Source organism: Vibrio sp. YT-16, assembly GCF_033337405.1.
GTDB lineage: Bacteria > Pseudomonadota > Gammaproteobacteria > Enterobacterales > Vibrionaceae > Vibrio > Vibrio alginolyticus.
Window position 1 is genome coordinate 81,686 of the sequence record NZ_JAWOQQ010000005.1, and the last position, 12,888, is coordinate 94,573.

General features: G+C 43.8%; 10 protein-coding genes and 2 tRNA genes. 5 read left to right on the forward strand and 7 right to left on the reverse strand.

The genetic code is table 11. From position 1 onward, the window contains the following. Window positions 1-112 precede the first annotated feature (112 nt). From dld to R7F07_RS11025, 6 genes are all read right to left on the reverse strand, one after another. Entirely contained in the window at window positions 113-1,819 is a 1,707-nt protein-coding gene (dld, locus tag R7F07_RS11000) for a D-lactate dehydrogenase (protein WP_065275338.1), read from the reverse strand. Between the two features lie 382 nt (window positions 1,820-2,201). Continuing rightward, window positions 2,202-3,104 (reverse strand): LysR family transcriptional regulator, encoded by a 903-nt coding sequence (locus R7F07_RS11005; protein ID WP_005375982.1) that lies wholly within the window; start codon window positions 3,102-3,104, stop codon window positions 2,202-2,204. Between the two features lie 239 nt (window positions 3,105-3,343). After that, window positions 3,344-3,419: transfer RNA gene (locus R7F07_RS11010), tRNA-Gly, on the reverse strand. A gap of 37 nt (window positions 3,420-3,456) precedes the next feature. Next, window positions 3,457-3,530: transfer RNA gene (locus R7F07_RS11015), tRNA-Cys, on the reverse strand. A gap of 204 nt (window positions 3,531-3,734) precedes the next feature. Then, window positions 3,735-5,189: an ATPase RavA stimulator ViaA gene (gene viaA / locus R7F07_RS11020; protein ID WP_033907023.1), complete on the reverse strand. Its 1,455-nt coding sequence runs from the start codon at window positions 5,187-5,189 to the stop codon at window positions 3,735-3,737. Between the two features lie 9 nt (window positions 5,190-5,198). Beyond that, window positions 5,199-6,860 carry an ATPase RavA domain-containing protein gene (locus R7F07_RS11025; RefSeq protein ID WP_318110493.1) on the reverse strand — a complete coding sequence of 554 codons (1,662 nt, stop codon included), beginning with the start codon at window positions 6,858-6,860 and terminating at the stop codon, window positions 5,199-5,201. A 269-nt stretch (window positions 6,861-7,129) separates the two neighbouring features. Between R7F07_RS11025 and R7F07_RS11030 the strand changes: the two genes are divergently transcribed. The 5 genes from R7F07_RS11030 to R7F07_RS11050 all read left to right on the forward strand — a co-directional run bounded on the left by R7F07_RS11030 (window position 7,130) and on the right by R7F07_RS11050 (window position 11,922). Then, the gene (locus R7F07_RS11030; RefSeq protein ID WP_171342584.1) at window positions 7,130-7,645 is read left to right on the forward strand and encodes an NUDIX hydrolase; all 516 of its coding nucleotides are present in this window, start codon (window positions 7,130-7,132) and stop codon (window positions 7,643-7,645) included. A 22-nt stretch (window positions 7,646-7,667) separates the two neighbouring features. After that, window positions 7,668-8,672 (forward strand): low-specificity L-threonine aldolase, encoded by a 1,005-nt coding sequence (gene ltaE, locus R7F07_RS11035; protein ID WP_005375978.1) that lies wholly within the window; start codon window positions 7,668-7,670, stop codon window positions 8,670-8,672. 78 nt (window positions 8,673-8,750) lie between these two features. Then, window positions 8,751-9,071 carry a c-type cytochrome gene (locus tag R7F07_RS11040; protein WP_132936424.1) on the forward strand — a complete coding sequence of 107 codons (321 nt, stop codon included), beginning with the start codon at window positions 8,751-8,753 and terminating at the stop codon, window positions 9,069-9,071. A 212-nt stretch (window positions 9,072-9,283) separates the two neighbouring features. Beyond that, window positions 9,284-10,816, forward strand: coding sequence for a putative basic amino acid antiporter YfcC (gene yfcC, locus R7F07_RS11045; RefSeq protein WP_005387492.1), 1,533 nt, complete (start codon window positions 9,284-9,286; stop codon window positions 10,814-10,816). 110 nt (window positions 10,817-10,926) lie between these two features. After that, entirely contained in the window at window positions 10,927-11,922 is a 996-nt protein-coding gene (locus R7F07_RS11050; RefSeq protein WP_171342583.1) for a succinylglutamate desuccinylase/aspartoacylase family protein, read from the forward strand. Between the two features lie 207 nt (window positions 11,923-12,129). Here the strand turns inward: R7F07_RS11050 and R7F07_RS11055 are convergent, their stop codons facing one another. Further along, window positions 12,130-12,663 carry a lipocalin family protein gene (locus tag R7F07_RS11055; protein WP_017820207.1) on the reverse strand — a complete coding sequence of 178 codons (534 nt, stop codon included), beginning with the start codon at window positions 12,661-12,663 and terminating at the stop codon, window positions 12,130-12,132. Window positions 12,664-12,888 lie beyond the last annotated feature (225 nt).

The following is a 12,888-nucleotide window of genomic DNA, read 5'->3' on the forward strand; positions in this document are numbered from 1 at the left end:
CAATAAAAGACCCAAAACACAAAGCCCTGATGTCACAAGTGTCATCAGGGCTTATCTTATGCTCATCATTTTAACGATGAACAACGATTATTAATCATGGTGAGACAGCACATTACGCACAGCAGTTACAATTGCGCTTATATTTGTCCATTTTACCAATACCAGGGTTAAAGGTATTGGTTGGGTCTAATTCGTGGTAAAACTTCTGCAACGAGTTTTCGGCTTCATACAAGTGACCCACGTTATGTTCTGCTGGGTATTTGGCACCACGGCTATTGAGGTGCTCAAGCATCAGCTTTTTCATCAACTTCGTGTCAGTCCCTTTTTTGAAAATGTAATCTTGATGGAAGACGTAACACATAAAGTGACCATAATAGAGCGCTTGAACAAGGTTCTTACTTACCTCTTCAGGCAAAGTTTCTAGCCACTCTTCATCATTACGTCGCAAAGCGATATCAAGTGCAACGATGTCTTCTACGTCTTTTCGGTGAATCGTCTCGTAACGAATTGCTGCACCTGCTGCTGCAAAGCGATGTAAATAAGCTTTTTTACCCTCTTCCGGCGTACACTCGAAGAAATCACAGTCGTCTTCAACAGCCCAAACTTCTTTGAGGTATTTTTGTGCTTCAGCAATACCACCATCACTCATTTTCAATACCAGGTGATGCTCATACTTGTCACGGAAATCCAGCATTCGCTCTGGTAAATGTTGTGGGAACAACTTGCTCGCGTAGTACAGAATGGTGTCTGGCAGATATTTACTGACAAACGGGATGCGCTCTAAGAAGTTTTCTACCTTAGCTTTAAGTGCGAACATTTTTGGCAGCTTATCTGTGCCTAACAAGTCGATGGATAAGAACACATCCTTGCCGTACTTCTCTGCCATGTTGAAGATATCTCGATGCAAGTATTCTCCCATCTCAGGCAAGTTATCAAACGTAGATAAGAAGTCTTTTCGCAACTTCGTTAGTTTCGCAGGGTCATTGGTGCCAAGGTAAAAAACCTGCTCTTTTTCGGGTACTGGGTAGCTGTCAACCCGAACGGCAAAAACACCCAACTTGCCAGCACAGCCACTGGCTTCAAATAATCGGCGTTCATCGGCATTAAAGCGAGAAGGAATGTCAGAAGTCACGTCTCGAACACGTTCATCGTATTCTCTGTCTGATGCCATTCGCTCATCATGAATGATCTTCGCTGGGTCAAAGTTCCCTTCTTGCAGGTTTGTTAGAATTTCTTCTGGCGTTTCACCTAATCCTTCAATACCAAGGTGGTTCACCAAATGTAACTGGCCTTGCTTATCGACCTGCGCGTAGATCGCCAGCTCCGTATAAGCAGGACCACGCTTAACTAGCGCACCGCCTGAGTTATTGGCGATACCACCGACCACAGTGGCACCTAGCGATGAAGAGCCGATGATAGAATGCGGTGCTCGGTTCACTGCCTTCAACTCTTTCTCCAAAGAGTGTAAGCTCGCACCAGGCAAGCAAACCGCCTGCTTACCACCATCTAATAAGTGAATCTTCTTGATTTTGGTAATATTGATCACAACCACATCGCGATCATAATCATTACCACTCGGAGCTGAGCCCTCTGTTAAACCTGTTTTAGCCGCCTGCATGATAATGATGCAGTTTGCTTCAACACACTGTTTAATAATCTTCCATTGTTCTAGAAGAGTGTTAGGAAACACGATAGCAAGCGCATTACCACTACCCGAACGAAACCCCGAGCGGTAATATTTCGTTTTAACCTCGTCGGTTAGAACATTTTCTTCCCCCACGATGGTTTTAAATTCTTCAATCAGCTGCTTTTGTTTCATATCCGTATCTCTAGTTATTGTACTTCGCTCACAACACCGCTTAGCGGCAGGCATGGCGTTTGAGCCACTATAAGCAGTCCATTTCTCTGCGTCTATGTCAGGCGGACGAACAATACGTAATCAATAAACAACAAACAAAATAATTCTTTATTTTTCTGTTACTTATCTTTCACATTTGAGAAATTTAACGTAAGAAACAGACCGTTTCTTAAAAGAAACAATAGCAAAACCATTTGTTAACAGTTGTGCGGGGTATCTTGTTATCAATATTAGTGAAGAAAACGAGGAGAAGCGTAAGCTCCTAAATTTAAGAGGACTCTTAGAAATGAAGATGGAAACATAAGCTCAACACCAACATAACGATCGGTGTTGAGTTATTGGCTTAAAATCGATGGTTTTGACTTTGAAAGCTTGTGTATAGATGATCGATAAAGATCTTAATTTTTTCTGGTTGCTGACGAGTGTAAGGGTACACCGCATAAATACCCAAACATTTGGCGGTTTCGTCTTTAAATAACTGAATCAGACTGCCTTGCTTTAAGTCTTCATAAACCAATACACGCGGCACATAGATGATTCCCTGCCCTAACAGCGCCACATTTCTCAATACAGAAGAATTGTTAGTACAGAGGTTACCGTCGACGGTGATTTGATATACCTCGTCTCCATCTTTAAACGCCCACTCATGCGCTCCGGTTTCTTGGTAGGAATAGACTAAACAATTGTGTTTAGCCAAGGCTTGAGGTTGTTTAGGTATGCCATGTTTAGCTAGGTATTGGGGTGACGCGCAAATGATCCAATTTGCATCCACCAGCTTTCTTGCAATCAGACTAGAATCTGGCAACACACCCGTTCTAATTGCCAAATCAAAACGTTCATTCACGATATCGACGAAACGATTATCTAGATCCATATCGATATTGATGTCTGGGTATTTCTGATTAAATTCATTAATCACTTGAGGAAGAATTAATTCACCAGAGATAGTAGGCACCGAAATTTTAATGTGTCCAGATAAGTTTTTACCTAAACCCACAATGGATTCTTCCGCCGTTGCCACCGCTTGATAAACCGCTTTTGCATGAGTAAAAAACGCTCGTCCTGCTTCAGTCAACGTTAGCGTTCGCGTTGTTCGGTAGAGAAGCTGTACACCAAGCTCTTGTTCAAGCTTGGCAATGCGTTTACTGACGACCGATTTAGTCAGTGACATATGTCTAGCGGCAGCACTGAATGAACCTTGCTCGATCAAGTGATAGAAAATGATGTAATCGTCGGTATTTCTCATGCGTCTTCGTCAAATCCTTTGGAAGCCCGTATTGTAAACTGAAATTGGCTGAGGTGCGAAGCATCGGGTCACACTTAATATCAGAAACTCGTGACAGAGATGGGGTTGCTAAGCTCACAGGTAATGAAAAAGAGATGGTGTGAATTTATCAGTCTTCAGATACAAAAAAACCAGCTTTCGCTGGTTTTAAGTTGATGCACTTGGCATCGAGATACCGCCATGGCCATATCTGAATAATTTGGAGCGACACACGAGGTTCGAACTCGTGACCTCAACCTTGGCAAGGTTGCGCTCTACCAACTGAGCTAGTGTCGCATTTATTCTCGAAAGCCATTCACTCTCAAAAGAATAATGGAGGCGCCTCCCGGAGTCGAACCGAGGTCCACGGATTTGCAATCCGCTGCATAGCCACTCTGCCAAGGCGCCTTTTTATTACGCTTCAGGGCTCTACCCCGTTGCGTTGGTGGCTACTTTACGGATTGAGAGAAGATAGTCAAACAAAAACATTTCATTTTCTGTTCGTTTGATTTCTTTTAAGTCAATTCGACCAAAGTTCGATCTTATTGGCTTAAAACGAAGCAATATAAATCTCGCTTTCAGTTCGTTTTGTCCCATGAAACATTAAGGCGTTTAATAGTTGCTGACCCTTTTTAGCAATCTTCCCACAACATTAGGGTGATAAGACCAAGTGTGATCAAACATCGACATTAATGCAGGATTTCCGTATTTCGATAAGCTAATCGCGTGAAAACGGTTTTTCTTCGCTTTGAGCGCATCCACTTTGGCCAGTAACTCGTCTTGTTGTTTTGGCGCGATAAAGTCGGAAATGACTACCATGTCTGCGTTTTTATATTTATCACCGCTCATCAAGTCGATAGATTTAATCAAAGTTGGCTCTAAGTCTGTACCACCATGGAAGCTATAAGTTAGAAAGTCCGCCGCCTCGCGCAGACCATCTTGTTTGGTTAGTTCGTAGGTAATGTGTTCCGTAGAAAAAATAATGACATAGCAATCACGTTGCTCCGCTAGTGCGATTTGCATCAGAGCATAAGCCATGGCTTTGGCGCATTGCTCAGGAAAGCCACTCATGGAACCGGACGCGTCCACACAAACAATGAAGGGGCCTTTTTCGATATCTACCGCTTTATGGTCAGGTCGGTGAGCTTTAACTTTACGTAACGTGCGCGATTTGCCTTGTGTACGATAGTTCATGAGCCGTTTATCAACTAAGTGTTTATAGAACACAACTTCAAGTTCAGGATACGCCAAAAACATCGTTTCGTTGGGAAGTAGCTTATTTAGATCATCGCTTTCGTGAATACCGACAATATCATCCGTCGCCTCATCACTTTTCTCTTCGACCAATTGAAGTTCTTCAGTGGGCGCACGATTTAGTTCAGGATCATTTACTTGCCCCGCCATACGACCGAGTTGCTCCGCAATTTCTTGCAAGCCTTGGTGCTTCTTCAGAAACTCAGCATGGCGCTTCATCACCGTTAAGTCTGTTTTACTCAACTTGGCAGATGCCATATCCCACAGGCGCCCTACACTTTCAGCGTCACCCGACTCCGTGACTTTATCCATATTACGCATGGTTTCCATACGTTGATACAGGTCATTCAGCACCTTTTCTTTATTGGCTTCAAGCTCGCTTACTTGCGCTTGTTTTATTGCATCGGTGAGGCTTTGGTACCATTGGTCACAAAAGTAATGTGGGAACATAGGGTTATTCATCCCTTTGTTCTTTTCCATCATTCGGCGAGCTTGCATGTAAAACGCAGAGTGCCATTCCAGCTTTTTAATCACATCTTCGATGTTTTCAAAAAACGCCTCTTCATCCCAATGAATAACCTCTTGATATAAAGACAGCTCTTGTTGGAAACGCTCTGTCTCACATACCTTGGTGATCCGTTTTTTAACGCTGCCTCGCCACTTTAACAAGTGACCTTTGACCGAAGATTTAACACCTCGGTTTTCTGCCATCATCATGACTTGTGAACGAGCCATCAAATCATTAACTGCGCTATCGATGATGCCGGAGTCGGCCACCATCAGCGCGAGGTTAAGTCCGTCTGCACCTAGCATGTCGTCTCCTTATGAGAAAAACTGATTTAAGTTTTTAAAGCGTTGGATAACTTTTTCACTTTCTGCTTGGATTGATTCAAGTCTCTGACTGACCTGTTGCAGACTCGACTCCATTAGGCGGGGTAATTCAGGATCAACAAAGCTATGCGGAAGCGCATCATGAAAGTTCGCTTTCACCTTACGCATATGGTGTTCTGCCTCACTAAGCTGATTTACGGCTTTTTCGCTCTGCGTTAACCACTTTTGGTAAAGCTCTACATCCAAGCCCTCTTGAGTCACTAGGCTAACCAGAATGCCTCGGTTCGCGATATCACGGATAACTAGGTTATTCGCCACGTCAACGTCAAATCGTAAACGGCACATGTTGGTGTTTTGATTGACGTAACCATACACATCACCGCTTCCCTCTTTAATGACTCGATCTAACTCATCTTTGGGTACATAAACCCAGCGGCTATCACCTTTTTCTGATTCTGAAACCGACATGTTGCTTTGCAAGACCACCAATTTAACTAAGTTAACGGCTGCGCCAACTTTGTACATCTTGGCTTTAGAGGTATCAAAGCGCATGGTTTCTTTGCGCAAAATACCCGTTGCCGCTTCAGACGTTAACGTCATGCGGTAGGCATCTTCAAGTTCATGTTGAACATCAACCAAAGACTCACGGCAGTACTCGATTTCCTGCTCCGCGTCTTGTTGATCAAATGCATGTTTTAAGGCGAACTCTTGAACCACTTCACGTACCACATCTCGCGATTCAGGACTGTTCCATAAACAATCTTGCAGCAGTAGAAGGTCAAGCGGATTGATTTCATCGCGACCATTAAAAAACGCGCTCGCTTTTAACAACTTCACGGCTTTCTTCCAGCGGCGGTCAGAGACATACATGTCGGTATTGGCCACATCACCAAACTGAGCTTCAACTTTGCTTTCTAACATCGTTTTAAGCTGGAAAAGCTTTTCGAATGCATTATCGGTTAGCGTCAATTTGTCGAGCTGTTGTTGCCATTGATGATATTCTTCATCAGTTATCGCTAGGCCTTCTGGTACTTGTGCCTCTTGCGATGTGCCCACAGTCAACATCGACTTAAAGTTTTGTTTATTCTGAATTCGATTCACAAACACACGCACCAACATGCGGTCGTAGAGGGCATCCAATCCACTATCTTCATCGGGTAATTCATTGGAAGCCGATACCAACAGGCGCATTGGCACACGCTCGATATCGCTGCCATTTTTGAATGTTTTCTCATTAACCACTGTCAGCAATGTGTTAAGAATTGCAGGCCCCGCCTTCCAGATTTCATCCAAAAATACGACTTGTGCAGTTGGCAAATACCCTTTAGTTAAGCGAACATAACGGCCGTTGTCTTTTAGCTCTTGGATACTCAGTGGCCCAAACACCTCTTCAGGGGTTGAGAAGCGCGTCATCAGGTATTCGAAGTAACTGCTGTTATCGAACGCTTGGATGAGTCGTTTGGCAATTAAGCTTTTTGCAATACCAGGGGGACCTAAAAGAAAAACACTTTCACCAGCAAGTGCAGCAAGAAGGCAGAGCTTGATCGTATGTTCACGCTCATAAACGCCATCCGTTAACGCTTTCGCCAATTTATTGATGCGTTCTGAGAGAAGCGCTTTTTCGGCATTTGAGGCAAATAAGGTTTGTGTCATACGTTCTCCGGCTGCTGAAGTGGTATTGCGTTAACATTTTTATACACTTGTTACCACTTTGTTACAAATGTATTTTGTCGAATTCCCCTTATAGCAGATGCTTTTCCCCATCTTGACGAAGCAATCAAAGTTTCCATTTATGAGACATTGCTCACTTAAAGTGCAAACGCTTTCGTCGTGTTGCAGTATTTTTTGCTTTTGTTTCCCACCATTTGTGGTTAATGTCGAAAAACGTCAAAAATGCGGTAACAGCTAGGGTTCATAACTGCATGAGCAAGGTAATTCATAAATGGAAGCAAATTTCTCTGATTGAAGAAGACGTTATGCTTCCTACAGGACAGGCAATTACGCACACCACAATCCATCATCCGGGTGCTGCGGTGATTCTCCCTATTACAGCGGAGGGTGAGATTGTCCTTGTCCACCAATTTCGGCCTTCACTTAATAAATGGCTATTGGAACTTCCTGCTGGTACCAGAGAAGGCAACGAAGAGCCACTCTGCTGCGCCAAAAGAGAGTTAGAGGAAGAAACTGGGTTTAGTGCAGAGAAATTCACGTCTCTCGGCCAAGTCACCCCTCTTGCCGGATTTTGTGATGAGATACAGTATCTATTTGTTGCCGAAAAGCTTAACAAAACGAACCGTTACGAGTGCGATGAAGACGAAGTGATTGAGGTCGTCACCTTGTCAATCAAGCAACTCGAAGAAAAGATTGTCGATGGCACGATCACCGATGCCAAAACGATCGCTTGCTTAAGCAAAGCGCGCCTTTGCGGATATATTTAGGACTTTGACCAAGGAGACATTCATGGATTTTCGATCAGATACCGTTACACAGCCCACCCAAGCCATGCGAGAAGCCATGTTTAAGGCCCCCGTTGGGGATGATGTTTATGGTGATGACCCTACGGTCAATGAGCTTGAAAAATTTGCTGCGCAGCTTGCTGGTTTCGAAGCAGCTTTGTTTACCACTTCAGGCACTCAAGCCAATCTGCTCGGTTTAATGGCGCATTGCGAGCGGGGAGATGAATATCTATGTGGGCAACAAGCACATAACTACAAATACGAAGCTGGTGGCGCGGCGGTTTTGGGATCAATTCAACCTCAACCAGTCGAAAATAACCCAGATGGCACGCTACCATTTGATAAACTGGCTGCTGCGATTAAACCAGATGATTGTCACTTTGCTCGCACTAAGCTTCTCAGCTTAGAAAACACAATTAATGGTAAAGTACTACCTCTGTCTTACTTAGCAGAAGCACGTGACTTCGTGAATAAACATAACTTGCAGATGCATCTAGATGGCGCTCGCGTTTTTAACGCAGCCGTTGCACTTGATGTTCCGGTAAAAGAGATCGGTCAGTACTTTGATTCAATGACGATCTGTCTGTCGAAAGGTCTGGCTGCCCCTGTAGGCTCGTTACTACTTGGTAGCAAAGACTACATCGCAAAAGCACGTCGCTTAAGAAAGATGGTCGGCGGTGGTATGCGTCAAGCGGGTATTCTTGCCGCAGCAGGCAAACTTGCCCTTACCGAACAAGTGGAACAGCTAAAACAAGATCACATCAACGCAAAAACCTTAGCGGAAGGTTTAGCAGAACTGCCTGGTTTTTCAGTCAACCCTGAATTTGTTCAAACGAACATCGTGTTCGCGAAGCTTGATCCTCAAGTGGACATAGTAAGTATCGCTGCGAAACTAAAGGAACAAAACATCACGATAACCCCTGGAAATCCAATTCGTTTTGTAACTCATAAAGATATTTCAGCGAAAGACATCGACACTTTCTTATCAAGTATAAAATCTCTACTTTAATTTGATTTTGATCATTGAGCTTCCCCTAAGGGGAAGCTTTATTGTATCGGCATGATTTTTAGCGAATAGATAACCTCCATGCTCAGATTTGTACTTCTAATCTCTTTTATTTTCTCTTCCGCTATCCATGCCGAGCCGTTTGGTGATGCTGATAAAGGTAAAATCAAATCACCTAGCTGTGTCTATTGTCACGGTGTTACAGGCATCGCAACGAACAACACCTATCCAAGCCTTGCTGGTCAAAATACTCAGTACCTTTACAATGCAATGAAATCTTATCAAGCCGGTGAGCGTAAAGGGCCACTTGCAGAAATGATGGCAGCACAGTTAAAAATGTTAAATGATGAAGACCTTCGTGATGTCGCTGCTTTTTATGCAGAACAGACAGAAATCAAGTGATTAGATCACCTGTAGATGTACTATGAAAGCTCGTGAATCATCCAAACTCAACACATATTGAAACATTAACCCAACATTTGACCACAAAACAATCAAATTAACTTCACTTCAAATATTTGATGAATTTATAGTTCAACATAAGCATTAATATTGACTTTTTATTCTATTTTATCGATATTTCATGCTTTATTGAATTTGACGTGAAGTAAGTTATGTCTCACACACATGCGCAACCAGCAGACTCGGTTGCTACCCCTAAGTCGTGGCAGATGCCAGATACCCTCATTTTGATCTTCATTGTTGGTATTCTTGCTGCGATTCTTACCTACTTAATTCCTGCTGGTCATTTTGATAGCCAACAGGTGACCTACATGGTCGACGGTGCAGAAAAAACTCGCACAGTTATCGATCCTTCTTCTTTCTCTTATGCAACCGACGAAAACGGTGAATTGGTTTACAACAAGGTTGGCCTGTTTGCTTCTGGTGGTGGCATTGGTTTGATGAACTTCCCTTTCGAAGGGCTAGTTTCTGGCTCTAAATGGGGCAGCGCGATCGGCGTGATTATGTTCATGTTGGTTATCGGCGGTGCTTTCGGCGTTGTAATGCGCACAGGCACAATCGATAACGGTATCCTGCGCCTTATCGATAAGACCAAAGGTAACGAAGCGCTATTCATTCCAGTGCTATTTTTGCTGTTCTCGCTAGGCGGTGCGGTATTTGGTATGGGTGAAGAAGCCGTAGCGTTTGCGATTATTATCGCGCCGCTTATGGTTCGCCTTGGTTATGATGGTATCACTACGGTAATGGTTACCTATGTTGCGACTCAAATTGGCTTCGCTACTTCTTGGATGAACCCTTTTTCCGTAGCTATTGCGCAAGGCATTGCGGGTGTACCTGTTTTATCCGGCATGACAGTACGCATGGGGTTATGGGCTGGCTTTACGTTAATCGGTATCGCTTTCACAATGATCTACGCCGCTCGTGTGAAGTCAAATCCTAAACTTTCTTACAGCCATCGCACAGACCAGTATTTCCGTCAGCAAGAGCTTGGCAATCAAGATTCTCGTTGGAACCTAGGTGACACACTCGTTATCCTTACGGTTATTGCGACCACGGTGTGGGTCGTTTGGGGCGTAGTCGCTAACGCATGGTACATCCCAGAAATCGCGTCTCAATTTTTCACTATGGGCTTTGTTGTCGCGATCATCGGTACGATTTTCCGCCTGAACGGTATGACGCTAAACTGCGCAGCTGATGCATTTAAAGAAGGTGCAGCTATTATGCTTGCACCTGCCCTGTTAGTGGGTTGTGCAAAAGGTGTATTGTTGATCCTTGGTGGTGGTACAACTGATGAAGCGAGTGTACTGAACTCAATTCTAAACAGTGCTGGCGGCGTGATTAGCGGGCTTCCTGACGTGGCTGCGGCATGGTTAATGTATGTATTCCAATCTATCTTCAACTTCTTCGTCACTTCAGGATCCGGACAAGCGGCACTAACGATGCCTCTACTGGCCCCTCTGGCAGACATTGCAGGAGTTACGCGCCAAGTGGCAGTTTTGTCATTCCAACTTGGCGATGGCTTTACTAACGTTATCGTCCCTACTTCGGCATCTCTCATGGCAACGCTTGGTGTCTGCCGTATCGACTGGGGTGACTGGGCAAAATTCTGCTGGCGATTTATTCTATTACTCTTTACCCTATCAAGTATCGTCGTTATCGCAGCTCATATTATGGGTTTTGCGTAAAACGAAGCCAATTGGTAATTAAGGCGAGACATGTTCTCGCCTTATTAATATTCATGGTATGACGACGCTAAGGTTTTAGATTAGCTCATGGTTTTGGAGTGGTAACTTTAATGGCAACACAATTTCTCGATGACATGATTCAGGGTCATCAAGTGATTCAATCTCTCAATGTAGCAGACCTAAATTCGGGCGAGCATAAGTTTTGGTTTCGCATCGCAACGAATGCTCTCTCTCAGTGGCAACACCTACCTGTGCTAGTGTTCAAAGGTGAAAAACCTGGCAAGAAAATCATGATTACCGCAGGGGTTCATGGTGATGAGTACAATGGTGTGTTAGCAGCGCAGCAAACTGCTCGAGAGCTCATCGGCACTGAAGTCGCTGGTACTGTCACTATTGTTCCAACCGTTAACATGCCAGGTATGCTAAACCACAGCCGTGATTTCTATTCCGCAGACCCTGATGCGTCTCCTGCAAACTTAAACCGCTTTTTTCCTGGTGACCAAAACGGCAATGAAGCCCAACGCTACTTATATGCATTGTGGAATGATTTGCTCAAACCAAATGCTGATTTAGCCATTGACCTTCACACTCAAACCAGTGGTGCGGCCTATCCGCTTTACGTGTTTGCAGATTTCCGAATCGAGCAATCATTAGAAATGGCTCGTCTCATTAATCCTGATGCGATTTTAAATGATCCTGGAGATGCTGGCGTCCTTGAAACGGTTTGGAATAACCACGGTGTCCCAAGCATTACAGTTGAAGTAGGTATGGGGCGATACACCGAGCAAGAGCTCATCAGTCGAACTGTAACAGGCATTTTTAATGTGCTGAAAGAGCATAACATTGTTGAAGGTGATGTGGACACTATTACGTCATGCTTGGAAGGAAACGAAATCGTCAGTGTGAAAGCGACACACGGCGGCTTTGTACTGCCTCATGTCAGTTTGATGAATTTTGTCGAGCAAGGCCAACTTCTTGCGATTCAATACGACAGCTTTGGCGCTGAGATTAAACGCTACACCGCCCCAACAAGCGGCACAGTACTTAGCCACAATATTGAATCTATTCGAGCACCAGGTTCCCTGATCGTTCGTTTGATTAAGTAAACCATAACCGTTTGTTGATAGATCAACCTTTCGACGCTCACTCAAATTTATATAAGCCCCATCACGAGTAATCACAAATGATGGGGCTATATCCATTTTGACCACATTAAGTTACGCGGTAACAAATTACTGTTAAGCGAAATGACAAACTGAGCTCTTAATTAGGAAGCTTCCCCTCTGTCCGCTTTTTCAGCCACGCTGATGAACTTAAAGCTGTCTTTGTTTCTCTTGTTCAACAAAAATGAGCTCGTCTATAGCGAAACCTTTCTCTTTAGCTACGTACTTAAAGCGCTCCACTACTTTCTCATCAACGTTAGGCGTTCTAGACAGTAGCCACAAATAGTCGTGGTTGTAACCGGAAACAAACGCATAGTCATAGTTTTCACCTAGCTCAAAAACAATGTAAGAAGAGTATATTGGCCCAAAAAAGGAAACCTTTAAGTGTCCAACCGTTTTATCTTCAACAAAATAAGCTTTGCCTTCAGCTTCTGACCACTGTCGCTCTTCTTCGGAATATCCACGGTTTATCACCTTAACCCCACCATCCTCGCGAACCTGATACTCAGCGGTAACGTTGGATAAGCCTCGCTCAAATGAATGGTCTAGGCGTGCAATTTCGTACCACTTACCTAGATATGGCTCTAAATCGAAATTATTCACGGGTTCCACCCCATCCGGCTTCGAGGTACAACCAAATAAAGTTGCAAGTGACAAAAGTAAAAATATTTTTATCGATTTCATACAACACCTAAATTTTAATTAGTGATTGATTTTACTCTAGAAGATAACAAATCGATCACTAAGCCGCACCATAGCCCTAATAGGGACACATCACAATTCTTCATCATCAATAGCGCGCTGAACACCGAAACCTCGTCATCTCAGCAAATCGTTAACAAGATTGCTCTATTTTTGACTTACAAGCTGACCATGCTTGTATATTTTGTCAGCATTTAACCCTATGCA

Bases quoted from the DNA above. Each gene is read 5' to 3' on its own strand.
- viaA (WP_033907023.1), bottom strand. From the start codon at position 5,189: ATGCTAGGTGCAGACGGACTTAACCTCGCGCTGATGGTGGCCGACTCC.
- R7F07_RS11055 (WP_017820207.1), bottom strand. From the start codon at position 12,663: ATGAAATCGATAAAAATATTTTTACTTTTGTCACTTGCAACTTTATTT.
- dld (WP_065275338.1), bottom strand. From the start codon at position 1,819: ATGAAACAAAAGCAGCTGATTGAAGAATTTAAAACCATCGTGGGGGAA.
- R7F07_RS11005 (WP_005375982.1), bottom strand. From the start codon at position 3,104: ATGAGAAATACCGACGATTACATCATTTTCTATCACTTGATCGAGCAA.
- yfcC (WP_005387492.1), top strand. From the start codon at position 9,284: ATGTCTCACACACATGCGCAACCAGCAGACTCGGTTGCTACCCCTAAG.
- R7F07_RS11050 (WP_171342583.1), top strand. From the start codon at position 10,927: ATGGCAACACAATTTCTCGATGACATGATTCAGGGTCATCAAGTGATT.
- R7F07_RS11030 (WP_171342584.1), top strand. From the start codon at position 7,130: ATGAGCAAGGTAATTCATAAATGGAAGCAAATTTCTCTGATTGAAGAA.
- R7F07_RS11040 (WP_132936424.1), top strand. From the start codon at position 8,751: ATGCTCAGATTTGTACTTCTAATCTCTTTTATTTTCTCTTCCGCTATC.
- R7F07_RS11025 (WP_318110493.1), bottom strand. From the start codon at position 6,860: ATGACACAAACCTTATTTGCCTCAAATGCCGAAAAAGCGCTTCTCTCA.
- ltaE (WP_005375978.1), top strand. From the start codon at position 7,668: ATGGATTTTCGATCAGATACCGTTACACAGCCCACCCAAGCCATGCGA.